The organism is Streptomyces sp. NPDC054866 (assembly GCF_053610745.1).
On sequence record NZ_JBSGZA010000001.1, the window covers coordinates 1,270,762 to 1,296,931 of the forward strand.

Consider the following 26,170-nt stretch of genomic DNA (forward strand, 5'->3'; position numbering starts at 1 on the left):
GGGTCATCGCCCGAGGGAGCCCGCGCCACGCCCCGTGGGCCGCCCTCGTCCCTGTGGGCCCCTAGGCTTCCTCCTGGCACCGGCCCCGACCCCTGGAGCGCACACCGTGTTCGACCCCGCACCGGAGCACCCGTACCCCGACGGTCACCGACCGGACGAGGCACCGGCACCGCACGCGCTCCTCGCGCCCGTGCTCGGTCTCCTGGGCACTTGGCACGGCAGGGGGCAGGGCGAGTACCCGACCCTCGACGCGGACTTCACGTACGCCCAGGAGGTCACCTTCAGCCACGACGGCCGCCCCTTCCTCCGCTACGAGGCACGGGCCTGGCTCCTCGACGCCGACGACGCGCCGCTGCGGCCGTCCGCACGCGAGAGCGGCTGGTGGCGGCTCCAGCCCGACGGACGGGTGGAGGCGCTCATCACCCAGCCCACCGGCATCGCGGAGATCGCGGTGGGCCGGGCGAGCGGCAACACCATCGACCTCTCCACCAGTGAGGTGGCCCGTACGCCCACCGCCAAGGAGGTCACGGCCACCCGTCGCCGCTACACGGTCACCGACGACGGTGAACTCACCTTCGTCCACGACCTCGAAGCGGTCGGTCAGCCGCTCCAGCACCACCTCTCGGCACGGCTGCGCCGCACGGCGTAGGGCGGGGCGGGCCCGCCGCCCGTACGTGGCGCGAAAGCGGCCTTGACCGAGGCTGGCCAAAGTCTATGGTCTGGACTAATCGGTCTGGACCAATCGGCCATCGCGAACCTCTGGCCTCAGCACGTGCGCTTCATGAACACCCCCCCACCCCAGTACGTCGCGCAACCCGCAGAAGCACTTCACGCACACCCCCACCCCAGCGCCGTGAAGGAGTTACGCATGCACAGGAAGCGGAAGTTGGCCGCCATGATCGGTGCGGGTCTCGCGCCGGTCTTGGCCCTCACCCTGCCGACGGGTTCGGCCAGCGCGCACGGATACGTCAACGCACCGGCGAGCCGGCAGGCGCAGTGCGCCGCGCGCACGATCGCCTGCGGCGACATCAAGTACGAACCGCAGAGCGTCGAGGGCCCCAAGGGCCTGCGCAGCTGCCACGGCGGCAACGCCAGGTTCGCTGAGCTGAACGACGACAGCAAGGGCTGGAAGGTCAGCGATGTGAGCAGGACGCAGACCTTCACCTGGACGTTCACCGCACGGCATCGCACCGCGAACTACGAGTACTTCGTCGACGGCACGAAGGTCGCCACGATCGACGGCGGCAACCAGCAGCCCCCGGCCACCGTCTCGCACCAGGTCAACCTCGGAAGCGCCACCGGCAGGCACAAGGTGCTCGCGGTCTGGAACATAGGTGACACGTCGAACGCCTTCTACGCGTGCATCGACGTCAACATCCGCTAGGGCAGGCGCCCTTGGTGGAAATCTCTCCCGTCATGGCCCTATGAACTGATACGCCCTCTGGTTACCCTCCGCCGCATGATTTCCACGGTGGTCTGGGGTACCGGAAATGTCGGCCGAGCGGCCATCCGTGCCGTCGAGGCCCACCCGGCGCTGAAGCTCACGGCCGTGCTCGTCCACAGTCCCGAGAAGGTCGGCCGCGACGCGGCCGACCTCGCCGGTCTCCAGGGGCAGTTGGGCATACCGGCGACCGACGACATCGACGCGGTCCTCGCGGCCTCGCCCCAGGCCGTGGTGTACGCGGCATCCGGCGACATCCGCCCCGACGAGGCCCTGGACGACGTCGGCCGGGCGATCCGGGCCGGAGCCGTCGTCGTCACCCCCGCGCTGTACGCGCTCTACGACCAGCGCAACGCACCGGCCGAGCTGCGGGACCCGATCCTCGCGGCCGTCGCGGACGGCGGCGGCTCCCTCTTCGTCTCCGGCGTCGACCCCGGCTGGGGCAACGACGTACTGCCGCTCCTGATCAGCGGACTCGGCAGCACCGTCGACGGGATCCGCTGCCAGGAGATCTTCGACTACTCCACGTACGACCAGGAGGATTCCGTACGCCACCTGATCGGCATGGGGCATCCGATGGACTACGAGCCCCTCATGCTCGCCGAGACCGTACCGACCATGGTGTGGGGCGGCCAGATCCGGCTGATGGCCAGGGCGCTCGGCGTCGAACTCGACGACATCCGCGAGACGTTGGAGCGGCGCCCGCTCGACACGTCGGTGAGCACACGGACGATGGGCGACTTCGGCGCGGGCACTCAGGGCGCCGTGCGGTTCGAGGTGCAGGGCATCGTCGGGGGCGAACCCCGCATCGTCATCGAGCACGTCACCCGCATCCACCCGTCCTGCGCACCGGACTGGCCGACGCCGCCCGACGGCGCGGGCGCGCACCGCGTGATCATCGAGGGCCGCCCGCGCATCGAGGTCATGGTGGAGGCCACCGACGAGGGCGAGAACCGGTCAGCGGGCGGCAACGCCACCGCCGTCGGCCGCCTGGTCGGCGCCATCGACTGGCTCGTGGACGCGGCCCCCGGACTCTACGACGCCCTCGACGTCCCGCTGCGCCCCGCGACCGGCAAGCTCGGAAGGAGCAAGCAATGAGCTCGATGCACATAGACATTCCCGAGGGGCAGGAGCCCATCGGGTACGTGTGGGGCGAGATGGTCCCCGGGATCGGCATGGCGGCGGCGAACTTCTCGCTGTCGGTGTACGAGCACACGACCCTGGGGCTGCGGGAGTTCGAGGCCGCACGGCTGCGTGTCGCGCAGATCAACGGGTGCCTGTTCTGCCTCGACTGGCGGACCGAGCGCGAGGGCCAGAAGGTCGAGGAGGAGTTCGCCGAAGCGGTGACCCAGTGGCGCACCACCGATGCCTTCGACGACCGGACGCGTCTTGCCGCCGAGTACGCCGAGCGGTACGCCCTGGATCACCATGGCCTCGACGAGGAGTTCTGGAAGCGGATGACCGCGCACTACAGCCAGCGCGAGATCGTGGAACTGAGCATGAGCATCGGCTCCTGGCTGGCGTTCGGCCGGCTCAACCATGTGCTCGGCCTGGACGCGGTCTGCGTACTCCCCGGCCATTGAACGGTGTCGCTACACATCCGTGGCGATGATCTTCTCGATGTTCCGTTCGGCGAGCGCCGTGATGGTGACGAACGGATTGACGCTCGTGTTGCCGGGGATCAGCGAGCCGTCGATGACGTACAGGCCCGAATAGCCCTGCAGACGGCCGTAGTTGTCGGTGGCCTTGTTCAGGACGGCGCCTCCGAGCGGGTGGTAGGTGAGGTGGTCGCCCCAGATCTTGTACGAGCCGAACAGATCGGTGCGGTAGATCGTCCCCTCCTTCGAGTTGATCTTGTCGAAGATGGTCTTGGCGGCGTCGATGGAGGGCTGCTTCCAGGCGGTCTGCCAGTTCAGCTCCACCTTGCCCGCCGCCGCGTTCCAGGAGAAGGCGGCACGGTTCGGGTTCTTGGTGATCGAGAGATAGAACGACGCGTACGTCTCGATCCCGGTGGGCAGCGGCGCGACCTCGGCGAACGCGCCACCGGACGCCCAGTTGTCGATGCCGGCCGTGGGGATGGACGACTGGACCTTGCCGGTCGCGTCCCACATGTGGTTGGCGCGGCCGCACATGACGTTGCCGTTGTCGCCCCAGCCCTTGCCGATCTCCCCGTTCAGCCGGGGCAGCGCTCCGGTGGCCTTCAGTTTGACCAGCAACTTGCTGGTGCCGACACTGCCGGCCGCGAAGAACACCTTGTCCGCGGTCACCGTCTTGGTGGCGGTGGTGGTTCCGCTGGTGTTGAGCTGCTCGATGACGACGGTGTAGCCGCCGCCGGAGGCGGGGGAGACCGAAGTGACCTTGTGCAGCGGGGAGATGGTGACCTTTCCAGTGGCGGTGGCACGGGCGATGTAGGTCTTCTGGAGTGACTTCTTGCCGTAGTTGTTGCCATAGAGGATCTCACCGGCGACCGCCGACTTGGGGACTGTTCCGGCCGCCTCCTGCTTCATGTAGTCCCAGTCATAGACACCGGGCACGAAGACGAACGGGAAGCCGGAACGCTGGGCGTGCTTACGGCCGACGCGGGAGTACTGATAGCAGTCGACGCTGTCGAACCATGCGGGGTCGATGGTGCTGACGCCGAGACCGGCGTTGGCGCGCGGGTAGTAGGTGGAGTACATCTCGTCGGCGTCGACCGACGGGAGTACGGCGCCGAAGTTCTCGCGCTTGGGCGTGACCGCCATGCCGCCGTTGACCAGCGAACCGCCGCCGACGCCGCGGCCCTGGTAGACGAGGATCCCGCCCATGTCCTCGGCGTCCAGGATTCCGGTGTAGCGGGGGATGTCCTTGTCGATGGGGAAGCCGAGGAAGTTGCTCAGGGGCTGTTTGGTCCTGGTGCGCAGCCAGTAGGAACGGCCGTCGGGCGAGGTCGTGTGGGCGAAGATCTTGCCGTCGGGGCCGGGGGTGTCCCAGGCCATGCCCATCTCGGCCATGTGGACGTCGACGCCCGCCTGGGCGAGCCGCAGGGCGGCGACGGAGCCGCCGTACCCGGTGCCGATCACAAGGACCGGGACGCGGGCTCCATCGCCGATGGGGCCGGCCGCGGATCGTGTCTGCGCGGAAGCGGCCTGAGCGGAGAGCGTGACGGCTCCCAGAATAGAACCAGTTCCAGCGATGAATCTTCGTCGGCTGACGCCCTCCGGGACGGTTATACGCGTGGTAGAGCCACTCATGTGACGTTCCTCACTCTCGTAGGAATGGGAACGAGTTCTACTGCTACTGGCACATTAAGTCACTGCATACCTAGAGGTAACTTCTGTCCGATCTTGTTCCGCTTGCGGGTCGGACTGCTGCGGCGGAGCGGGCCGTTCACGGCCACCCGTGCCGCCGAGCTGACCGGCGAGTCCGTGGCCAGCTGCTCGTACCACCTGCGGATACTGGCGAAGTACGGGCTCGTCGAGGAGGCGCCCGGCGGCCGGGGGCGCCAGAAGCCGTGGCAGGCGACCGCGCAGTTCACCGACTGGCCCGGATACAGCGAGGACCCGTCCATCGCCGAGGCATCGGACGCGCTGAGCGCGGCGGTCGCCGAGCGGTACTTCGAGCGTGCCGTCCGGGCCATGGAGCAACGCCACCGGCTGCCACGCGTCTGGCGCGAGGCGGAGGAGTTCAGCGACACGCTCCTCCACCTCACCCCCGATGAGCTGACCGGCATCATCGAGCGCATCGACGGACTGCTGCAGCCCTACGAGGACCGTGAGAACGACCCGGACCGGCGCCCCGAAGGCGCGCGCCCCGTCAGCCTGTTGCGCCTCGCCTTCGTCGACCGGGAGATCCCCGAGGAAGTCCCGGACGGTGGTACGGAGGAGGCTGGCGGGTGAAGCTCCGGGAGCGGATACCCGGCCTGCTGCGCGAGCGGAGCTTCCGGCGCTACTGGACCGGGCAGACCGTCTCGCTCATCGGCGACGAGATCTCGCTGATCGCCATCCCGCTCGCCGCCGTGCTGGTCCTCGGCGCGGACGCCGCCGAGATGGGGTGGCTCAAGACCGCCGAACTGCTGCCCACGCTCCTCCTGAACCTGCCGCTCGGCGCATGGGCCGACCGGCAGGCCCGGCGGAGGCGCGCCATGATCGCCGCCGACCTGGCCCGCGCGGCGCTGCTCCTCACGCTGCCGGTGGCCTATTTGCTCGAGGCCCTCACGCTCGGGCAGCTCTACGCGACGGCCTTCGCTATCGGCGCGCTGACCGTTCTCTTCGACGTCTGCAACGCCACGCTGTTCGTGGCGCTGGTGCCGGCCGAGCGCTATGTGCAGGCCAACTCCCTGGTGAACGGCAGCCGTTCGATGTCCTGGCTGGCCGGTCCCGGGGCGGGCGGTCTCCTTGTCCAGTTCCTCACCGCTCCCTTCGCCCTGTTCGCCGACGCCCTCACCTATCTGGTCTCGGCACGCCAGCTGTCCCGTATCAAGCCCGTCGAGCCCGAACCGGCGCCGGTCGCCAAGGGGCACTTCACGGCCGGGCTGCGCTGGGTCGTCAAGGAGCCGACCATGCGGGCACTCTTCGCCTGGTCCGGCACGATCCAGTTCTTCAACTACATGTTCCACACGCTCTTCGTGCTGTACGTGACGGTCGAACTCGGCCTGAGCGCAGGCGTTCTCGGCGCGATACTCGGAGCGGGCGCCGTCGGCGGACTGCTGGGCGCCGCATGCAGCGGCATGGTCGTACGCCGCTTCGGCATCGGTCCTTCGATCATCGTCGGCTCCCTCGGCTTCACCATGCCGCTGCTGCTCATCCCCCTCGCGAGCGGCCCGCTGCCGCTGGTCGTCGCCACGCTCTTCGCCGCCGAATTCCTCTGCTGCGTCGGCGTGATGGTCATCGACATCGCCGCGGCGTCGCTCCAGATGGCGCTGATACCCTCCGCCATCCGCTCCCGGGTGATGGGCGCCTACCGGACCCTGAACCACGGCTTCCGCCCGCTGGGCGCCCTGCTCGGCGGTTTCCTCGGCACGGCCGTCGGCCTGCGCCCCACGCTCTGGATCGGCACGGGCGGGGCCGTCCTCGCGGTGCTGTGGCTCCTGCCGTCGCCCGTAGCGGGAACCCGGGAACTGCCCGAACCCGCGGAAGACGCCGTGCGGGTCCAGGGCCCCTGAAAGGCCGGTGCCCGCACAGGCCGCGCTCTACGATGAGCAGCGCGGACCACATCGGGGGAAGGGGCCTGGGCGTGGAGGTCAACCTCACGTTCGGAGAAGGCAGCGGAGGCAGCGAAGGCACGGACGCGGCGGCCGAAGGCGCCGAGTCCACAGCGTCCGTCCTCTCGCTGTACCGCTGGCTCGTGGCGGAGTCCGAACTGCGCGGCCAGGCACGGGTGTCCACCGGGACACGGCACGTGGCGCCGGGGAGCATGGGCGACGGTCTGGACCTCGTCAACGTCGTCCTCACCAACAGCATCGCCCTGGGCGGCCTGATCACCGCCGTCGCCGCCTGGCGGGGCTCGCGTCCGCGTCCGCCGCAGGTGCGGCTCGAACGGGACGGCGTCGTGATCACCCTCCAGGACAGTTCACCGGAGACCGTCGAACAGGTCCTGCGGCTCTGGAACGAGGGCGCAGGGCCCGCGCCCGCCCCGGCGGACGGAGATGACGAGTAACCGTGGCGCTGCTGTCGGATCCGGCCCGCTCCGAGGCCGTACTGGTCGGTGTCCACGACTACACCCGCCTGGACGACCTGCCCTCCGTCGCCCGCAACCTGCGGGGGCTGCGGGAGGTGCTGACCGATCCCGCCGTGTGGGGGCTGTCCGACGACGCGTGCACGGTGCTGCCCCAGCCGAGCAGTGCAGGACAGGTCCTCGACGTGGTCCGGGAGCGGGCGCACCGAGCCCTGGACACCCTGCTCGTCTACTACGCCGGGCACGGTCTGATGGACCCGCACACCGACGAGCTGTACCTGGCCCTGCCCGACTCGGACGGCGAACGCGAGTACACCTGGCTGCGGTACGAGTACCTGCGCAGGGCCGTGCTCGACCCGCGGGCCCGCGCCCGCAGCACGGTGCTGATCCTCGACTGCTGTTACAGCGGACGGGCTCTGGTCGGCAAGATGAGCGCGAGCGCGCACCTCGCGGACCAGGCCGTGGTCGACGGTACGTGCGTGCTCGCGTCCTGCGCCGAGACGCGTCCGGCGCTGTCCCCGCCCGGCGAGACGTACACCGCGTTCACCGGTGAACTCCTCACCACCCTCGCCGAGGGGGTCGCGGGCAAGCCTGATCCGCTGGACATGGACACCCTCTACCGGGACGTGCGCCGCGCCTTGACCAGCAAATCCCGCCCTGTGCCGCAGCAGCGCAACCGCAACCTCGGCGGCGACATCGCCATCGCCCGCAACCGGGCGGCGTCCCGCGGTGCCGCGCCCCCGCCCGACCGGTGGCGCTTCGACCTCCGGCAGCGGGAGGCCGAGGAGCGGCTCGCGCGGATCGAGCGGCGGGCGGAGCAAATGCGGTGGGAGAGCGAGGAGTTGCGCCGGGAGGCCGAGCGGCGCGCCCGCGAGACCGTCGAGACCGCGCAGCGCCTCGCGGCGGCCGTGGCGGCCGCGCCCGATCCGGACTTCGAGCTGTTCTGGTTCGCGGTGCCGGTCGCGCGCCCGCTGATGGGTGAGGACGGGTCGTTGCAGCCGGTGGCGGAGCTCGAACCGGGCGTCTGGCATCTGGCGGCCGAGCAGCGCGGCACGGCGCTCGTCGCCTTCACCAAGGAAGGCCGTCGTGGGTTCCTGCTCGACACGTCGGGCATCCAGCGGGGAATCAGCGAGAAGCCCGACGCGCCGGCCGTGAAGGCGAGTTCACCGCTGGGCGGCAGCGACGCGGCGGCGTCGAGGCGGCGTACCGAGCGGACCGTGCGCGAGGCCCGGCGACTGGCCGACGCGGTGAGTGCCTCGCCCGATCCGGACTTCGAGCCGTTCTGGTTCACGGTGCCGGTGGCGCGCCCGCTGATGAGCGCGGACGGCGACTTCGAAGAGGTGGCCGAGCTGCAACCGGGTGCGTGGTATCTGGCGAGCGAGCAACGGGGTGAGGCGCTTCTCGCCCAATCCCAGGACGGCTTCTCCGGGTTCCTGCTCGATACGTCGGGCATCGAGCGGGGGATCGGCGACAAGCCCGGCCAGGCGGGCGCCGCATTCGACCCGGACTTCGAGCCGTTCTGGTTCGCGGTACCGGTACCGCGCCCGCTGATGAGCGCGGACGGCGACACGGAATGGGTGGCTGAGCTGCAACCCGGCACGTGGTACCTGGCGATCGCGCGCCGGGGCGAGGCGCTCCTCGCGCTGGCCGAGGACAGTCGCCGGGGGTTCCTGCTCGACACGTCGGGCATCCAGCGGGGCTGACCGCCGCCCACGGCCCGCATTCAGGGGGCCGGCCTCCGCCCACGCCTTGCGCTGCGCGAACCATTGACATCCCACCCCGGCGTAGAGAAGCTCCATCACGCCCGTGTTAACGCTAACACCGGGCCGACACACACCTGGGGGGGAGCCACCCATGTCAGGTAGTCGTCACCGCGTTCATCCGCTGCCAGGTGCTCCGCTCGACCGTCGTGCCCTCCTCGCCGCGGCCGCCGCCGGAGCGCTGGCCACGGCCTGCGGAACCGCGAGCGGGCAGCCTCCCGGCAAGGTCGCCGTACTCGGTGACAGTGCGGCCTGGGAGAAGCCGATGGCCGCGGCGGGAGCCGCCATGAAGTCCGCGGCGGGCCTCCAGTTGGTGCCCGAGGTCAACCCGTCCCTCGAGTCGTTCGAGCAGGTCGTCAAGTCCTCGCTGCGCACCAGCAAGACACCGGACATGCTCAAGTACTGGTCGGGCTACCGGCTCCAGGACCTCGCCCGAACGGGCGGCATCGTCGACCTGACCCGGCAGTGGGACAGCGCCGTCAGGAAGGGCTGGGCCGATGCTTCCTTACGGGACGCGTTCACCTACCGGGAGCGGGTCTACGGCCTGCCGATGAACCTCGCGTACTGGGTGTTCTTCTACAACATCGAGGTGTTCGAGGAGCACCGACTCCAAGTCCCCGAGACCTGGGACGAGTTCCTCGCCACCTGTGAGCGGCTCAAGAAGAGCGGGATCGCCCCGCTGCACGGCTCGGCGGCCGACCGCTGGCCCGCCTTCATCTGGTTCCAGGAGGTCCTCAGCCGCCAGGACCCCCATTTCTACGAGGACTTGATGAACGGTCGCGAGCGGTACACCGACCCGCGCGCCGAACGCGCCCTGCGCACCCTGGAGTCCTTCTTCGACAAGGACTGGTTCACCTCCATGGACATGAGCCACGCGGACGCCGCGGCGGCCGTCGTGCACGGCAAGGTCGGGATGGTGCCCTGCGGCACCTGGCTCGGCTCGACCCTCGTGGGCGCGGGCGCGAAGCCCGGCAAGAACCTCGGTGCCTTCATCCTCCCCATGGCGGATCCCAAGGCACGTCCCTGCGTCATCTTCGAGTCCAGCGCCCTCGTCTCCACCGTCAAAGGCCCCGACAGGCAAGAGGCGTTGAAGGCGGCAGGCAACTGGCTGCGGCCAGCCGTCATGAAAGCCTTCTCGCACACCCTCCAGGACGGCTGCCCCAACCCGAAGGTCGAGCCCCCGAACCCCGTGATCGCCGGCCTCGCGAAGAAGGTGCGCGGCGACAAGCTCTGGCTGCTCAACCGCTTCTGGGAACAGGGACCGCCCGAACTGGTCGAGGCAACCGTCGACGATCTCGCCGGGTTCCTGCTGAATCCTTCGTCCGCCCGCAAGACCCTGCGCACCATGCAGGACCGCGCGGACGAGGCCTGGCAGGTGTGGCGGGAGGCGGAGGAGACATGAGCGAGATCGTGACCCCCGCCCGGCACACCGCGAAACCCGTGCGCGTACGCCGCCGCGTCCCGACCCGCAGCCCGCACCAGGCCGTACGCGGCAACGGCAGGCTCGGCGGTCCGCTCGCCGCACTGCCCTGGGCGCTGCCCGCCTTCGCCTTCGTCGGCGTACTCCTCGTCTATCCCTTCTTCCGCAGCGTCTACGGCAGCTTCTTCGAGGACAACGGCTTCACGAGCAGCTTCACCGGATTCGACAACTACGCCCGGCTCGCCGACGACCCGATCTTCGGCCGGTCGCTGCTCAACACCCTGATGTGGGTGGCCGGGACCCTGCTCCTGCCGGTCCTCGCCGGACTGCTCATCGCCGTCGCCACGCACCGGATGCGGTTCGGTGGCATCGCCCAGCTGGTGATCGTGCTGCCCTACGCCATCTCGGCCGCCGCGACGGCGGTCCTATGGAACTTCATGCTGACGTCCGACGGCGCGGTCAATCAGGTCCTTCGCGGGATCGGCCTCGACTCATGGGCGCAGACCTGGCTCCTTGAGTGGCCACAGAACACGCTCTCGATGATCGTCGCCAGTACGTGGCAGGCCACCGGGCTCAACGTCGTCCTCTTCGCGATCGGCCTGCGGGCCATCCCCCAAGACACCGTCGAGGCCGCCCAGTTGGACGGCGCGAGCGGCTGGCGGATGTTCCGGTACGTCACGCTGCCCCAGCTGCGGGCCGTGACGGTCGTCGTGGTCGGGATGGCCATCGTGAACAGCCTCAAGGCGTTCGACATGATCTGGATCCTCACCAAGGGCGGCCCGTCCCGCTCCTCCGAGACCCTCGCCCTGAGCATGTACCGCGAGGCGTTCCGGCTCTTCCACGTCGGCTACGGCTCCGCGATCGCCCTCGTCCTCTCGGTGATCGTCGTCGCCTCCTCCTGGATGTACCTGCGCCGCCAGATGCCCGAGGCCGACTCCCGCGCCGCCACCGCCAAGGCCTGAGGAGGTCCCCATGGGTCGCACCGTGCGCCATCTCTTCGTCACCGGATGCGTGCTGCTCTGGCTGGTCCCGATGTATCTCCTCGTGGTCAACGCGCTGACGCCCGCCGCCGAGTACACGGGCAAGCCGGACTGGACCTTCCAGGGATTCGACCTCATCGAGAACATCAAGACCGCCTGGAACGTGGCGGGCATCGGCGACAGCTTCCAGGCCTCGCTGCTCTACGCCGTGGTGTGCGGCCTGGCCGCCGTACTCATCGCGGCCATGGCGGCGTTCGCCGTCGTCGTCCTGCCCATCCCCAGGCCCGCCTTCTGGTTCTGGCTGATCTACTCCGGCACGCTCTTCCCCCTACAGATGTTCCTCGCGCCGCTCTTCGGCCTGTACGCGGACGCCGATCTGTACGACACGCGGATCGGGCTCATGCTGATCTACGTCGCGTGGGCGGTGCCGTTCGCCTTCTTCCTGATCCGCAATCAGATGACCACGATGCCGCCCGAGTTGACCGAGGCCGCACTCATCGACGGCGCCTCCTTCCGGCGGATCTTCTGGCGCATCCACGTACCGCTGATGAAGGCAGGGCTCGGCGCGGCCTTCATCTTCCAGTTCACGGCCGTCTGGAACGACCTGCTCCTCGGCATCACGCTCAGCCGCAGCCCCGACGTCCAGCCGGTGATGGCGGCGCTGACCACCCTCAACAACGCCTACTCCTCGACGGGGCCGCCCGTCATCCTGGCCGGCGCGCTGATCGTCTCCGCGCCCACCCTCGTCCTCTTCCTGGTGTTCCGCGGCCTGTTCCTGCGCGGCGTCACCGCATCCGCCCGCTGACCTGCCCCTCTCTGGGAGAACCGCATGACGACACGGGCCCTCGTCCGCACCACCGACTGGGACAACGACCGGATACGCGACAGTCTGCGCTCCTCCGTCATCACCGCGGAGGGAAGCCTCGGCGGCAGCGCGCTGCGGCTGACGGAGGAGCCTCTGCTGCGCAGGGCCGCGGATGGCGAAGGGCTCGCTCAGTCGCTGCGGATCGAAGCGGTCAACGGGTCGGTCTTGCCAAGGGAGTTCACTGTCCGTACCGAGTCCGGTGCCGTGCTGCCCGTAGAGCAGCTCACTGGCCCCGGAGGCTCCGTACGCCTCATGGTGCCCGCCGTCGACACCGAGACCCGCCTCACGGTCTGCCTGCCGGACGCCACCGAGGGTGTGGATGTCCGCCTCACCCCCCAGCGCCGGTGGACCCTCCACCTGGTCCACCACTCCCACCTCGACATCGGCTACACCGACCCCCAGGGCCATGTCCTCGCCGAGCACCTCTCCTTCCTCGACTCCTGCCTGGAGCTGACACGGGCCACCGACGACTGGCCAGCGGAGTCTCAATTCCGTTGGTGCGTCGAGTCGTTGTGGTCGTTCCAGCAGTGGGCGGACGCCCGGCCCGCCGAGCAGGTCGACGAGTTCGTACGCCGCGTGCGCGAAGGACGCATCGAGCTGACCGCACTGCCGTTCAACCTGCACACCGAGACCTGCTCCACGGACGAGCTGCACGAACTGCTCCGGCTCGCCCACGACGTCCGCGACCGGCACGGCGTCACGTTCACCTCCGCCATGCAGACCGACGTGCCGGGGGCGGTCGTCGGCCTTGTCGACGCGCTGTCCGCGGCCGGGGTCAAGTACTTGTCGGTGGCGCACAATTGGGCTGGACGTTCCGTGCCCCACCTGGTCGGCGGAGAGAAGCTGCCCCGCCTGTTCCGCTGGCGCGCCCCCAGCGGCAACAGCGTCCTCGTCTGGGTCACCGACACCCCGCACGGCCTCGCCTACATGGAAGGCCCGCTGCTCGGCTTCGACACGGCCTACGCGGACGTCGACGACCTTCTGCCCGCCTATCTGACCTCCCTGGCCACCAACCCCTACCCCTACCGCGGCGGCATCTTCGGCTGGGCCATGGACCAGACGGAGGTCAAGCGCGAGCCCTACCCCTGGGACGTGCTGCACCTGCGCGTCCAGGGCAAGTTCGGTGACAACGCGCCGCCGCGCCGCATCATCGCCGACACCGTCCGCCGCTGGAACGAGACCTGGGCCTTCCCCCAGCTGCGGCTCTCCCGCAACGAGGACTTCTTCACCGACGCCGAGGCCAGGCTCGGCGATGCCATCCAGACCTTCGATGGCGACTGGACCGACTGGTGGGTCGACGGAGTCGGCTCGGGTGCGCGGCCGCTTTCCCTGGCCCGCACCGCCCAGTCCGTGGTCGCCGACGCCCAGACCATCGGCACGTTCGCAGGACTCCTCGGCGCCACGGGGGCGGAGGAAGACAGCGCGGACGCGTCCGGGGTCTACGAGGCGGTGTCGCTCTTCGACGAGCACACCTGGGGCGCCGGCGACCCGTGGACACACGGCGACGAGGGCGGCCACTCCGGCGAGCACCAGTGGCACTGGAAGTACGGGCAGGCGATGCGCGCGTACGACGACGGGAACGCGCTCCTCGGCAGGGCGAGCGCCCGGCTCGGGCAGCGGCTCGCCACGTCACCGGGCGCCGCCGCCACATACCACGTGATCAACACCTGCTCCTGGCCGCGCACGGACGTCGTACGGATCTTCCTGCCGGAGAGCAGCGTGCCCCTTGAACAGCCGGTGGCCGTGCACGACGCCCGAAGCGGCCACCAACTCGCCCACGAGGAACAGCCGCAGACCAACGAGGACCACCGGGACGCCGGACGTTTCCTACTGCTCCGAGTGGACGAGGTACCGCCCACGGGCTCGGTACGCCTGGACATCACGGCAGCCGCGACACGGCCCGACGAGCGGTCGCCGATCCCGGTCGTGAAGGCGGCCCCAGGCAGGAACCCCACTGGCGGCCCGGGGCGCGAGGATCCGGCGGAGGCCGCGGCCGACGAGCGTCCCGCGGCCCCGGTCGTGAAGGCCGCCACCGGCTGGAACCCCACCGGCGGCACCGAGCGTGAGGACCCGGCGGAGACCGCCGCCGCCGCGCTCGCTCGCCCCGGAGCGACGCTTCTGGAGAATGAGTATCTTGCCGTCCGTGTGGACCTCGCGCGCGCCTGCATCGCCTCTGTCGTCGACAAGGCCACCGGTCGTGAACTCGTCCGGTCCGGCGCGATCGTCGGATTCAACGGCTACATCCACGACAGCTACACCACCGCCGGGGCCTTCAACCACAACTCCAGCCGCACGACCGCCTCCGACCGCCTCGAACACCTCGGCAACCGTGCCGTCGCGCCGCCCGCCGCGCTCATCGCCCGCCACTCGACGGCGACGGCCGAATCCATCACGTACGAGACGCGTCCTGCCGAAGCCAACCGGCTGCGCACCACCCTCACCCTGCCCCTGGGCGTGCCCCGACTTGACATCGAGAACCGCCTCGACAAGGACGCGACCCTGCGCAAGGAGAGCGCCTACTTCGCGTTCCCCTTCGCCTTCGACGAGCCGGTCGTCCGGATGGAGGCGTCGGGCGGGCTGACGGGCAACTCCCTTCCCGTGGTGCCGGGTTCGGCCCTTCACATGCGTGCCGTGCGCCGTTGGGTGACTCTCGCCGACGACGCGCTCGCGGTGGCCTGGTCCACTCAGGACGCCCCGCTGGTGCAGTTCGGCAACATCGCGCTGCCGTACGCGCCGTTCCCGAAGACCATGGGGCACGACGAGCCCGCCACCGTCTTCTCCTGGATCCACAACAACCTGTGGGACACCAACTTCCCCAGCGAGCAGGGCTTCGAGTTCACCTACCGCTACAGCCTGGCCTGCGGCCCCACCGCCGACGGGCTGGGCCCCCGCACGGCGGCGGCATGGAGCCGCCCGCTGCGGGCCGTGCGGGCCAGGGGAGCCGAGGGCGGCGGACAGGCGTCGCTCGCCTTCGTCGACGTGGGGGACGCCCGGGTCCGCCTGGTGGGAGCCACCGCGCCGGGCCCTGGAGAGGTCCTGCTCCGGCTGCAGTCCTTCGCGGAGGAGCCGGTGGCCTGCCCGCTGCGGGTCCACTTCCCGGTCGCCGCCGCTCACAGCGCGGACTACCTGGGTTGGGCAGGCGGTGAACTGCCGCTCTCGGACGGGGCGTTGACCGTCGACATCCCGGCCCTCGGCACGACCGCGGTGCTGTTCGTACGCCCCTGAAACCCCCGCGAGGAACCTCCGCACGAAGGAGCACGCGTGTACCGGCTCGACCCGCGTTACCCCCCGGCACCGGGGACCGTACTGACCGGCGGCTGGGAGGCGGTCGCCGCCCAACTGCCCACCGAACCCGCGATCGTGGCCGTCGAAGGGCCACCCGCCGCCGACTGGGAGACCATCGCGGCCCGGCTCACCACCGGATGCCCCCTCCCCGTACGCACCCTCGACATCCGTACGCGCTACGCACCCCCTGCCATGGTGCGGCGCCGCACCATGAGCGCGCCCGACGCCGACGACCCCTACTACTGCAAGCTCGCGGAGAACCCCCTCACCGACCTGTTCGAGGAACTCCCGCAGGACGACGGCGACATGGAGGGGCTGCTGATCGTCTACGGCCCTGGCGCCTCGCTGGTCCTGCACGACGTGCTCTGGTACGCCGACCTGCCCAAGCGGTACGCGGAGATCGCGGTGGCGGCCGGAGAGGGAAGCAACCTCGGACTGCCGGGTGAGCGGGCCGAGTTGAAGCGGCTCTTCTACGTGGACTGGCCGATGCTCGACCGCCACCGTGACGCGATCGCCCGTCAGCTGGATGGCTGGGTGGACGTCCAGGATCCGGAACGGCCCGTGTTCGTCGACGGCAACGGCCTGCGGGCGAGCTACGCCGGCCTCGCGCGACGCCCCGTACGCACCAGGCCGTTCTTCAACTCCACCCCGTGGGGCGGACGTTGGGGACAGCGGGCGCTCGGCTTCAACCCCGGAGCGCGCAACACCGCCCTCGGCTACGAACTCATCGCCCCCGAAGCGGGCATCCTCATCGGAGAGGGACCCGAGGCCCAGGCGGAGGTCCCCTTCCAGCTCCTGTGTGTCCTCCACCCCGACGAGATCCTCGGCCCCGAGACGCACGCCCGCTTCGGCACGTCCTTCCCGATCCGCTTCGACTATCTGGACACCGTGGGCGGCGGCAATCTGTCGGTGCACTGCCACCCCAAGGAGCCGTACATGCGGGAGCGGTTCGGCTGGCGCTACACGCAGCACGAGACGTACTACATGACGCTCGGCAGCGCGGACACGCGCGTCTTCCTCGGCCTGCGTGAGGACGCCGACCTCGCCCTCTTCCGCAAGGAGATCGAGGAAGCGGCGCACGACGGGGTGCCGATGGACCCCGCGGACCACGTCATGACGTACCCGGCCGAACAAGGCAGGCTCTTCATGATCCCGGCGGGCACCCCGCACGCGAGCGGCGCGGGGAATCTCGTCCTGGAGATCAGCGCGACCCCGTACCTCTACAGCCTGCGCTTCTACGACTGGCTGCGGCCGGACGCCCACGGCAACCCGCGCCCCCTGCCCTACGAACACGGCCTGGCCAACCTTGAGACGGAGCGGCGCGGCGACGCCGTGACGCGTGACCTGGTGCAGGAGCCGTACGTCCTGCGGCGCGGGGACGGCTGGCGCGAGGAATTGCTCGGCGCGCTGGACGAGATGTTCTACGAGGTGCGGCGCTACGCGCTCGACGCGGACGCGGTGGCCGCCGACGACACGGCGGGGCGGTTCCACGTCCTGAACGTGGTGGAGGGCGAGGGGGTCACCGTGCTGACCTCGGCGGGGGACCGGCACACCCTGGAGTACGCGGAGACGCTGACGGTGCCCGCGGCGGTCGGCGGCTACCGCCTGGAGTCGCGGGGCGGCCCGGCCAAGGTGGTGAAGGCGCTCGTGCGTGACCGACGCGGCGCGGGCGCGGGGCACCCGTGAGAGCCGTCCTGGAGATCGGCGGCACCCATGTCACCGCCGCCCTGGTCGATCCGTTACGCACGCGGGTGAGCCGCCGCATCCGGCGGCCGCTCGACGCGCGGGGCAACGCCGAGCACATACTCGGCACGGTCGTGCGCTGTGCCGGGGACCTCCAGGTGCCCGCGGGTCAGGTGTGGGGCGCCGCCGTGCCGGGGCCCTTCGACCACGAGAAGGGGATCGCCCGCTTCGAGGGCGTGGGGAAGTTCGACGACCTGTACGGCATCGACGTGCGCTCGGTGCTGCTCGACGGAGTCTGGCCGAGACCCGCCGACGTGGTGTTCCTGAACGACGCGCACGCGTTCCTGCTCGGTGAGTGGAGCGCGGGGGCCGCGGTCGGCCACCGGCGCTGTGTCGGGATCACCCTGGGGACGGGGGTCGGGTCGGCGTTCCTCGCGGACGGCGTCGTGTGCCGGCAGGGCCCGGGGGTGCCGCCCGAGGGTCGCGTCGACCTGATGCGCTGGTCCGGCGCGCCGCTGGAGCACACCGTTTCGCGGCGGGCGATCCTCGCCCGCTACGGCGGTGACCACGGCGTGGACGTGCGGGACATCGCCGTGCGCGCGCGGGAGGGCGAGCCGTGGGCGGCGCAGGTCCTTGACGAGGCCCTCGCGGTCCTGGGTACTGTCCTCGCCCCGTGCGTACGTGACTTCGGCGCGTCCGCGGTCGTCGTCGGCGGGGGCATGGCGCTGTCCTGGGACCTGGTCGGCCCTGCCCTGCGCACCGGACTCGGGGATACTCCGGTGGGGCCGCGCCCCGGCACGCTGGGCGCGGACGCGGCGCTGATCGGGACGGCCGAGTATGTGGGGGCTGCCGGGAGGTGAGGCGATCCCCCGGGAAAGGACACACATGACGATGCCCGAACCGCGTCCCCCCTCGGACGGTCCGCCCACCCTGCGGGACGTCGCCGAGCGGGTGGGCGTCAGCGCGATGACCGCGTCCAGGGCCCTGCGCGACGACCCGCGCGTGCTCCCGGCCACCCGGGAGCGCATCCGCGCCGCGGCGGCGGAGCTCGGCTACCGGCCCAACGAAGTGGCCCGCAGCCTCCGCCTGGGGCGCGGTACAGGCCTGGTCGGACTCGTCGTCACGAATCTGGCCAACCCCTTCTACTCGCGGTTCGCCCTCGGCGTCGACTCCGTCATCGCGGGCGACGGCTTCAAGACCGTCATCGGGAACACCGGGCAGGACCTGGACGCCGAGCGTGAACTCGTCGCCGACCTGGTGGCCCGCCGCGTCGACGGCATCATCGCCGTCCCCGCCGCGGCCGACCAGCGCCATCTCGCCGCGGCGGTGGCCGACGGCGTGCCCGTGGTGCTCGCCAGCCGGCCGCCCGAGGGGTTCGAGGCCGACTGCGTCCTGGTCGACGACTTCGGCGGGGCCCGCGCCGCCACCGTCCGGCTGATCAGCCGCGGTCACCGCCGGATCGGCTTCCTCGGCTCACCGCCCGCCGTCTACACCGGCACCGAGCGGCTGCGCGGGTACGCAGCGGCCCTCGCCGCGCACGGCATCCCCTTCGACGAGCACTACGTACGGCAAGGACAGACCGAACCGCGCGAAGCCCGGCGCGCGGCGGCCGGACTCCTGGCACTGCCCGAGCCGCCCACCGCGCTGTTCTGCTCCAACAACCGCAACACGATTGGCGCGTTCCGCGCCCTTCGCGCATCCGGCACGGACACCGCGCTCGCGGGCTTCGACGACTTCGAACTGGCCGACGCGCTCGGCCTGCCGCTCACCCTTGTCGCGTACGACAGCGATGAGCTCGGCCGGGTGGCGGGCAGGCTCCTCGCCGACCGGATGCGGGGGAGGGAGCCCGACCCGGGCAGGAAACCGGAGCCGGGCCCGGCCCGACGCATCGTGACGCCCACCAGCCTGGTGGAGTACGGGAGTTGACGGCCGCTGTGTCCGGCCTCGGTCGAGGGGCGTGAGGCGGGGGCTGAGGGCCGGGCGCCGGGTCGGCTGCTTGCCGATCGGATGTGGGGGGGCGGGGGTCTGATGCTGCGAGGAGGCCCCGCCCGGTTCTGGCGTGGTGCGTCGTGACTTCCACCAGCCTGGTGGAGTACGGCGGTCGACGCTCGCGGCGGCCGCTCTCAGCCGGCCGGTGCGAGCGGGGCGGCCGACGGTCGTGCGCCCGCCGAGCGGCGGCCGAGTACAGGCTCGGCCACCCACCGTGCGGGGCGGCACAGGGTCTGACCGTGCCGGGCGAAGAGATCGTCGCGCGAGTCGAAGTGCCCGAGATCATCGAGGACATGGGCCGACAGATCGCAGGACGCGGCGTCGGCGCCGCAGGCTGTCGCTCCGTCCCAGTCGACCGCCGTGCGGGACAAGGCCTCGAAGAGCGTCTCCGCCCCCGCGTTGGTGAAGCCACCGGCGCGGCGCTCCCGCAACTCGTCCAGACCGCCGAAGAGTTCGGACACCGGGAGCCACGGGCCGGTGGCGCCGCCCCGGCCGGGCGTCGGCTCCGGGAAGCGGAACTCCGGCCACGCAAGGAGCACTTGATCCGGGACGAGCCGTCGAAGGTGCGGGAAGCGCGGGTGCCAGAACGCCCCGTCCACGAGGAGCCCGCGCACCCGCGTGGCCACGCCGGACGCCCGTGCCACCGATTCGAGGATCGCGAGCCGCTGGCTGCACGAGCCACGGCCGCGCCGCAGCACCTCCGACACCGGCCGCTCGTCGTGCACCGAGTACACCGGCCGTACGGTCGCGGCGATCCGCCCGTGCGCGCGGCGCAGGGCCGCCAACTGGCCGAGGGAGTCAGGGGAGTCGGGAGCGCCGGTCGGGACGGCTCCGACACTGCGGATGAGGTCGGCGACGCGAGCGTGCCGCCAGTCGAGTATCCGCGTCGGCTCCGTGCTCCCCGCCGCGTCCGGACGCCGTGGCTTCACGCCTGACCGCCCGGCGTCGGCTCCGCCTCGGCGCCCGCACGGCGGCGCTGACGCGAGGCCCGCAGGTTCGCGGCGTTGCCGCAGCCGCGGGTGGAGTGCCAGACGCCGCTGTTGTTGCGGGAGCGGTCGTAGAACGCCGTGGCGCAGCGTTCGTTGCGGCAGATCTTCAGGCGCCGCCACTCTCCGGTGGTCTGGGCGAGCAGCGCCTCGCACAGCACGGCCGACGTCAGCCAGCGCCAGCCCTCGCCCTCCGGCTCGGTGGTCAGGGCGGCGTCGCCGTGCAGGCTGACCTGAAGGGCGCACGAGGTGAAGCGCGCGGTCTCGCCGCTCGCCGTGCCGCACCGGGAGAGCAGGGCCCTGCGCAGCTGTTCGCGCAGTTGCCGCAGCTTGGGCAGGTCCTCCTCGGTGAGGGTGAGCCGCACCGCCGTGCGCCCCGTCCTCTCGGCCCAGGTGGGCAGCGCCACGGAGACCCAGTCCTGCGCGGAGGCCACGTCTTCGAGGAGATCCGCGCCGGGAACACCGCAGGAGGGCGCGGTGTTCAGGATGTCCTGCACGAGCCCCAGGCCGCCGGGGACGGCGGTGGGGAAGTAGCGCTCGGTGGCAGGCCAGGTCATGCGCATATCGTACGCGACCGCGGGCGACAGCAGCGTACGGCCTTGGCTGCTGTCGCCCGGTGGCCCTCGCTCAGGCCCGGTGGCCCTCGCTCAGGCCAGGCTCTTCAGGAGCGACTTGTCGAAGGGCAGCGCCTCGCCGAGCCGGTCCTCAAGGGCCTTGGCCGCCCACTCCGGGTCGGCGATGAGGGCGCGGCCCACCGCCACCAGGTCGAACTCGTCCCGCTCCAGGCGGTCGACGAGCAGTTCGATGCCCGTGGCCGCGGACGGCCCCGCCCAGCCCTGCGGTCCGACGAACTCCTGGTCGAGGCCGACCGAGCCCACGGTGACCACGGGCTTGCCCGACACCTTCTTGACCCAGCCCGCGAGGTTGAGGTCGCTGCCGTCGAACTCCGGCAGCCAGTAGCGGCGGGTGGAGGCGTGGAAGACGTCCACGCCCGCGTTCGCCAGCGGCGTGAGCAGGCGCTCCAGCTCCTCGGGGTTCTCGGCGAGCTTGGCGTCGAAGCTGCCGGCCTTCCACTGCGAGAGGCGGAAGAAGACGGGGAAGTCGGGCGAGACGGCGGCCCGTACGGCCGCGACGATCTCCGCGGCGAAACGGGTGCGGGCCTCGATGTCACCGCCGTAGCCGTCCGTACGCCGGTTGGTGCGCTCCCAGAGGAACTGGTCGATCAAGTAGCCGTGCGCGCCGTGCAGTTCGACGCCGTCGAAGCCTATGCGCTCGGCGGCGGCAGCGGCGTCGGCGAAGGCCCGGATCACGTCGTCGAGGTCCTCGGACGTCAGCGCGCTGCCCTTCGGCTGCCCGTCGAGGTCGATCCCGGAGGGGCCTGCCGCGGGGGCGGAGGGCACCGGGCCCTTGCCCTCGTCGCGCGTGACGCCCACGTGCCACAGCTGCGGAATGATCTTCCCGCCCGCGGCGTGCACGGCGTCGGCCACCTTGCGCCAGCCTTCGAGGGCGTCGTCCCCGTGGAAGCGCGGGACCCGGTCGCTCGTACCGGCCGAGGCGTGATCGACGTACGTCCCCTCGGTGATGATCAGGCCGACGCCGGCGGCGGCCCTGCGGGCGTAGTACTCCGCCACGTCCGCGCCCGGCACGCCGCCCGGTGAGAACTCCCTGGTCATGGGCGCCATCACGATGCGGTTGGGCAGGGTGAGGCTGCCGACACTGAAGGGGCGGTCGAGAGTCTGGGGGGTGCGCGGGGTCTGCGACGCCGAGGTCATGCGTCCTCCTGGCAGGGAACGAGGGAGCGATCTCCCGTGATCAATGACGTAAGCGTACGCGCTTTGCCCATGTCGCTCGCCGGGAGGGGTCTCTGTTCTGCCGGCCCGGTACGAGACGAGGGAGCCGCGCGGTGGCAGGTCTCCCCGCGGGCGACGTAAAACCGTGGCCGCGTGGGAGAATTTTCCGCGTGGACGGGGGGATCCTCGAGCGGGATCTTGAGCTGGCTCGACTGGCCGCCGCCGCACGGGAAGCGGCCGACGGAGCGGGTTCGGTGGCGCTCGTCTTCGGCGAGGCCGGGATCGGCAAGTCGAGCCTCGTGAACGCCCTTCCCGGTGCGCTGTCCGCGCAGGCCAGGGTGCTGGTCGGGCAGTGCGACGACCTCGCGACGCGGCGGCCGCTCGGACCGTTCCGTGACCTTGTCGGCAGTGTGCGGGCCGAGCTGGCGCAAGCGGTGACCGAGGGTGGCGACCGGCACAGGGTGTACGACGCGCTGCGGGCCGAGCTGAGCGAACCGCCGCATCCGACGGTCCTCGCCGTAGAGGACGTGCACTGGGCGGACGAGGCCTCGCTCGACGCACTGCGGTTCCTCGTACGCCGCGTGGACCGGATGCCCGCCGTCCTTGTGCTGACCTTCCGCGACGACGAATTGAGCCGTGAGCACCCCCTGCGGCACCTCCTGGGCCAGGTGTCGAGGGCGGCACGCGTGCACCGCGTCCCCCTGCCCCGGCTGTCCCGCGACGCAGTACGCACGCTGAGTGCCGTGAGCCGCCTCGATCCCGCGCAGGTGTACGCCGTGACCTCGGGCAACCCCTTCTACGTCGCAGAGGTCGTCGCGGCGGGCGGCACCGGCGATGTGCCGCCGACCGTGGTCGACGCCGTGCTGGCCCGGCTGCGCGGCCTCGACGACGTCGCGCGCGACGCCCTCGAACAGCTCGCGGTGGTGCCTTCGGCGGCCGAGCGCTGCCTGGCCGACGCGCTACTGCCGGACGGCATATGCCAGTTGGCGTCGGCGGAGCGGCGGGGCCTGCTCGTCGTGACCCCGGAGCGGGTCATGTTCCGGCACGAGATCATCCGGCGGGCCATCGCCGACTCGCTGCCCGCGGCGCGGCGGATCGAACTCAACCGCCACGTGCTCGCCGTCCTGGTCGCACAGCCGGGCGCCGACTGCTCCCGTATCGTCCACCACGCCGCACAGGCGGGCGACCGGGACGCCATCGCGCGGTACGGACCCGACGCGGCCAGGGACGCCGCACGCACCGGCGCGCACCGTGAGGCCGCCGCCCAGCTGCGGCTCGTCCTGCGGCAGCGCGAGCGATACGGTCCGGCCGAACTCGCCGGCCTCCTTGAGCGGTTCGCGGTGGAGAGCTACACCATCGCCGACTCACCTGCCGCAGTCGGCGCCCAGCGGGAAGCCGTCGCCCTGCGCCGCTCGCTCGGCGACCTGCGGGCGCTCGGCGCCGATCTGCGCTGGCTGTCGCGGATCCACTGGTGGGCGGGCGACGCGGACGCGGCACAGGAGGCCGCGAGGGAAGCCATCGACGTACTCGAACAGGCCGGTGACGAGCGGCTGTTGGCGCTCGCGCTCAGCAACACCTCTCAGCTGCGCATGCTCTCCGACCGGTACGCAGAAGCCATCGGCTACGGCGAGCGCGCCATCACCCTGGCCCGGCGCACGGGCGACGCGGCGATCCTCTCGCACGCCCTGAACAATGTGGGCACGGCCCGCTGGCGCGGCGGCGACCCGCTGGGGCGGCCGCAGCTGGAGGAGAGTCTGGCGGTCGCGCTCAAGGCGGGCGAGGCCGAACACGCCTGCCGTGCCTACGCCAACGTCATCTGGACCCTCCTGGAGAACCTCCGGTTCACGGAAGCGGACCACTTTCTCGCCCCCGCCATGGAGTTCGCCGACCGTACGGAGCATGTGGGGTTCCTCCGCTACCTCCAAGTGGAGCTGGCACTGCGGCAGTTCGCCGCCGGGATGTGGAAGGAGGCGGAGAAGCACGCCGAGTCCGGTGACGCGTACGAGTTCCCGCCCGCGCGCTGCCCCGCCCTGACCGTCCTCGCGCGGATACGGATCCGGCGCGGCACGGAAGGCGGCGACGAACTCCTCGGAAGAGCCTGGGAAGTGGCCGCGCGGACCCGGGAGCTCCAGCGCACCGCCCCGGTCGCGGCCGCACGTGCGGAGGCCGCCTGGCTGCGCGGTGACCACGCGGCCGTGGTCGACGCAGTCGGCCCCCTGTACGTGCAGGCGCGCGGCCTGGCCGCGACGCCGTACCGCGCGGAGCTCGGCCACTGGCTCACCAAGGCGGGGCACCCCGTCCCCGCGGACGAATCTGGCCATCCGTACGACCTCCAGGCCGCCGGGCAGTGGCGCAAGGCCGCCGAGGCCTGGCGGACGGCGGGCTGCCCCTACGAGCACGCCGCCGCCCTCGCGGAGAGCCCGGACCCTGCGGACAAGCTCACCGCGCTCGCCTGCCTCGACGCCCTGGGCGCCGAACCCCTGGCCCGGCTCGTCCGCGCCGATCTGCGCGCCCTCGGTGTCGCCCGGATCCCGCGCGGCCCGCACGCGGCGACCCGCCGCAACCCGGCGGGGCTCACCGGCCGTCAACTCCAGGTCGGACGGCTCATCGCGGAGGGCCTCACCAACATCGAGATCGCCGGCCGGCTCTTCCTGTCCGTGCGCACGGTCGACAACCACGTCCGTGCGGTCCTGGAGAAGCTCGGCGCCCGCACCCGGCGCGACGTCGCCGCCCGCGCCGCGCAGCTGGGGATGGAAATCGGCCGCGAAAAGTAGGCAATCGCCGGGCGTGAGCTGGGTGGTGGGCACGGATATCGGTGGGTGGCGGACGGCACTAGAACGGGCGGATCGGATGCACCAGTCCACCATCGGATGCGTCAATCCAGCACGGGGGAGCACATGTCCATCACGCCCGCACAGGCAGCGCGTAGCGAACTGACGCGGTTCAAAGGAGAGTTGAAGGGACCGGACGACGCCGGGTACGACGAGGCGCGCGCCGTCTACAACGCGATGGCCGACAAGCGCCCCGCGCTCATCGCCCGCTGCACCGACGCCGACGACGTGTCCCTGGTCATCGGCTTCGCCCGCGCGCACGGCCTGCCGCTCGCGGTCCGCGGCGGTGGCCACCACGGAGCGGGCCTCGGCACCGTCGACGGCGGCGTGGTCGCCGACCTGTCACCGCTCAAGTCGATCGAGGTCGACGCGCAGGCCCGCACGGCACGGGTCGGCGGCGGCTGCGTCTGGGGCGAGGTGGACCGCGCCACGCACGAGTACGGCCTTGCCATGCCGAGCGGCATCATCTCCTCGACCGGAGTCGGCGGGCTCACCCTCGGCGGCGGCCTCGGCCACCTCACCCGCAGGTTCGGCCTGAGCGTCGACAACGTCCTGGAGGCCCACCTCGTCCTGGCCGACGGCCGTCTGGTGCGGGCGAGCGCCGAGGAGAACGCGGACCTGTACTGGGCGATCCGCGGGGGCGGCGGTAACTTCGGTGTCGTCACCTCCTTCCTCTTCCGGCTGCACGAGCTGAGCACGGTCGTCGCGGGCCCCACCTTCTGGCCCGCCGAACGGGGCGCCGAAGTCCTCGCCGCCTACCGCGACTTCCTGCCACGGGCACCCCGCGAGGTGAACGGCTTCTTCATGTACGGCACCGTGCCCCCGGCCCCGCCCTTCCCCGAGAGCCTCCACCTGCGCAAGGTCTGCGGCGTCGTGTGGTGCCACACCTCCCAGGACCCCGAAGCGGCGGCCCACGCCATGGCGCCGCTGCTCGACGAGCTGCCCGACCCGCTTCTGCACGCCGTTTCGGAGATGCCGCACCCCGTGCTCCAGTCCATGTTCGACGGGCTCTACCCGCCCGGCGACCAGTGGTACTGGCGCGCGGACTTCGTCGACGAGATCCCGGACGACGCCGTGGCCCTGCACGCCAAGTTCGGCCCCGAAGTGCCGACCATGAAGTCGACGATGCACCTGTACCCCATCGACGGCGCCGCCCAAGACCACAGCTCCACGGACACGGCCTGGAGCTACCGCGGCGCCCGCTGGGCCTGCGTCTACGCGGGAGTGGACGCAGACCCGGCGAACGCCGACCTCATCAAGCGCTGGACCGTCGACTACTTCGACGCACTGCACCCGTACTCGGCGGGCGGCGCCTACGTGAACATGATGATGGACGAGGGGCAGGAGCGCGTACGGGCGAGCTACCGCGACAACTACGCCCGCCTGGCGCGGGTCAAGGCCGCGTACGACCCGGACAACGTCTTCCGGCTCAACCAGAACATCGAGCCCGACCCGCGCGGAGCCGCGTAACCCGGGCGGCCCGCTCCG

General features: G+C 71.2%; 20 protein-coding genes and 3 pseudogenes. 19 read left to right on the forward strand and 4 right to left on the reverse strand.

Annotation, left to right across the window (positions count from 1 at the left end; all coding sequences use genetic code 11):
• Positions 1 to 106 precede the first annotated feature (106 nt).
• From ACWGI2_RS05385 to ACWGI2_RS05400, 4 genes are all read left to right on the forward strand, one after another.
• Positions 107 to 649, forward strand: coding sequence for an FABP family protein (locus ACWGI2_RS05385; RefSeq protein WP_453694094.1), 543 nt, complete (start codon positions 107 to 109; stop codon positions 647 to 649).
• Between the two features lie 219 nt (positions 650 to 868).
• Positions 869 to 1,384 carry a lytic polysaccharide monooxygenase auxiliary activity family 9 protein gene (locus ACWGI2_RS05390; protein ID WP_160508892.1) on the forward strand — a complete coding sequence of 172 codons (516 nt, stop codon included), beginning with the start codon at positions 869 to 871 and terminating at the stop codon, positions 1,382 to 1,384.
• Between the two features lie 75 nt (positions 1,385 to 1,459).
• On the forward strand, positions 1,460 to 2,539 hold the full coding sequence (locus tag ACWGI2_RS05395; RefSeq protein WP_453694096.1) for an NAD(P)H-dependent amine dehydrogenase family protein: 1,080 nt from the start codon (positions 1,460 to 1,462) through the stop codon (positions 2,537 to 2,539).
• A gap of 5 nt (positions 2,540 to 2,544) precedes the next feature.
• Positions 2,545 to 3,024: a carboxymuconolactone decarboxylase family protein gene (locus ACWGI2_RS05400; protein WP_453694666.1), complete on the forward strand. Its 480-nt coding sequence runs from the start codon at positions 2,545 to 2,547 to the stop codon at positions 3,022 to 3,024.
• 9 nt (positions 3,025 to 3,033) lie between these two features.
• Here the strand turns inward: ACWGI2_RS05400 and ACWGI2_RS05405 are convergent, their stop codons facing one another.
• Positions 3,034 to 4,671, reverse strand: coding sequence for a GMC oxidoreductase (locus ACWGI2_RS05405; RefSeq protein ID WP_453694098.1), 1,638 nt, complete (start codon positions 4,669 to 4,671; stop codon positions 3,034 to 3,036).
• Positions 4,672 to 4,773: 102 nt separating this feature from the next.
• Here ACWGI2_RS05405 and ACWGI2_RS05410 point away from each other — a divergent pair, with 102 nt between their 5' ends.
• From ACWGI2_RS05410 to ACWGI2_RS05470, 13 genes and pseudogenes are all read left to right on the forward strand, one after another.
• Entirely contained in the window at positions 4,774 to 5,316 is a 543-nt protein-coding gene (locus tag ACWGI2_RS05410) for a helix-turn-helix domain-containing protein (RefSeq protein ID WP_453694100.1), read from the forward strand.
• Positions 5,313 to 6,581: an MFS transporter gene (locus ACWGI2_RS05415; protein ID WP_453694102.1), complete on the forward strand. Its 1,269-nt coding sequence runs from the start codon at positions 5,313 to 5,315 to the stop codon at positions 6,579 to 6,581. The genes ACWGI2_RS05410 and ACWGI2_RS05415 overlap by 4 nt, the downstream gene beginning before the upstream one ends.
• A 71-nt stretch (positions 6,582 to 6,652) precedes the next feature.
• Positions 6,653 to 7,075: an effector-associated constant component EACC1 gene (locus ACWGI2_RS05420; protein ID WP_453694104.1), complete on the forward strand. Its 423-nt coding sequence runs from the start codon at positions 6,653 to 6,655 to the stop codon at positions 7,073 to 7,075.
• 2 nt (positions 7,076 to 7,077) lie between these two features.
• Positions 7,078 to 7,752, forward strand: a pseudogene (locus ACWGI2_RS05425) (caspase family protein); the annotation flags it as partial.
• A gap of 255 nt (positions 7,753 to 8,007) precedes the next feature.
• A pseudogene (locus ACWGI2_RS05430) lies at positions 8,008 to 8,217 on the forward strand (hypothetical protein); the annotation flags it as partial.
• A gap of 129 nt (positions 8,218 to 8,346) precedes the next feature.
• Positions 8,347 to 8,556, forward strand: a pseudogene (locus ACWGI2_RS05435) (hypothetical protein); the annotation flags it as partial.
• A 391-nt stretch (positions 8,557 to 8,947) separates the two neighbouring features.
• Positions 8,948 to 10,255: an ABC transporter substrate-binding protein gene (locus ACWGI2_RS05440; RefSeq protein ID WP_453694106.1), complete on the forward strand. Its 1,308-nt coding sequence runs from the start codon at positions 8,948 to 8,950 to the stop codon at positions 10,253 to 10,255.
• On the forward strand, positions 10,252 to 11,235 hold the full coding sequence (locus ACWGI2_RS05445; protein ID WP_453694107.1) for a carbohydrate ABC transporter permease: 984 nt from the start codon (positions 10,252 to 10,254) through the stop codon (positions 11,233 to 11,235). The genes ACWGI2_RS05440 and ACWGI2_RS05445 overlap by 4 nt, the downstream gene beginning before the upstream one ends.
• 10 nt (positions 11,236 to 11,245) lie before the next feature.
• On the forward strand, positions 11,246 to 12,058 hold the full coding sequence (locus ACWGI2_RS05450; RefSeq protein WP_453694109.1) for a carbohydrate ABC transporter permease: 813 nt from the start codon (positions 11,246 to 11,248) through the stop codon (positions 12,056 to 12,058).
• Positions 12,059 to 12,082: 24 nt separating this feature from the next.
• Entirely contained in the window at positions 12,083 to 15,343 is a 3,261-nt protein-coding gene (locus tag ACWGI2_RS05455) for a glycoside hydrolase family 38 N-terminal domain-containing protein (protein WP_453694111.1), read from the forward strand.
• A gap of 36 nt (positions 15,344 to 15,379) precedes the next feature.
• A complete protein-coding gene (locus ACWGI2_RS05460; protein WP_453694113.1) occupies positions 15,380 to 17,089 on the forward strand; it encodes a class I mannose-6-phosphate isomerase in 1,710 nt (569 codons plus the stop codon).
• Positions 17,086 to 17,946, forward strand: coding sequence for an ROK family protein (locus tag ACWGI2_RS05465; protein WP_453694115.1), 861 nt, complete (start codon positions 17,086 to 17,088; stop codon positions 17,944 to 17,946). Before ACWGI2_RS05460 ends, ACWGI2_RS05465 begins: the two co-directional genes overlap by 4 nt.
• A 31-nt stretch (positions 17,947 to 17,977) precedes the next feature.
• Entirely contained in the window at positions 17,978 to 19,012 is a 1,035-nt protein-coding gene (locus ACWGI2_RS05470; RefSeq protein ID WP_160510694.1) for a LacI family DNA-binding transcriptional regulator, read from the forward strand.
• Positions 19,013 to 19,209: 197 nt separating this feature from the next.
• On the opposite strand, the gene ACWGI2_RS05475 is transcribed toward ACWGI2_RS05470, so the two are convergent.
• From ACWGI2_RS05475 to ACWGI2_RS05485, 3 genes are all read right to left on the reverse strand, one after another.
• A complete protein-coding gene (locus tag ACWGI2_RS05475) occupies positions 19,210 to 20,004 on the reverse strand; it encodes a transglutaminase domain-containing protein (protein WP_453694117.1) in 795 nt (264 codons plus the stop codon).
• A complete protein-coding gene (locus ACWGI2_RS05480) occupies positions 20,001 to 20,618 on the reverse strand; it encodes a CGNR zinc finger domain-containing protein (protein ID WP_453694119.1) in 618 nt (205 codons plus the stop codon). The genes ACWGI2_RS05475 and ACWGI2_RS05480 overlap by 4 nt, the downstream gene beginning before the upstream one ends.
• Positions 20,619 to 20,708: 90 nt before the next feature.
• Entirely contained in the window at positions 20,709 to 21,833 is a 1,125-nt protein-coding gene (locus ACWGI2_RS05485; protein WP_453694121.1) for an NADH:flavin oxidoreductase, read from the reverse strand.
• Between the two features lie 188 nt (positions 21,834 to 22,021).
• On the opposite strand from ACWGI2_RS05485, the gene ACWGI2_RS05490 reads away from it, so the two are divergent.
• A complete protein-coding gene (locus ACWGI2_RS05490) occupies positions 22,022 to 24,625 on the forward strand; it encodes an ATP-binding protein (protein WP_453694123.1) in 2,604 nt (867 codons plus the stop codon).
• Positions 24,626 to 24,748: 123 nt separating this feature from the next.
• A complete protein-coding gene (locus tag ACWGI2_RS05495) occupies positions 24,749 to 26,152 on the forward strand; it encodes an FAD-binding oxidoreductase (protein WP_453694125.1) in 1,404 nt (467 codons plus the stop codon).
• Positions 26,153 to 26,170: the final 18 nt, after the last annotated feature.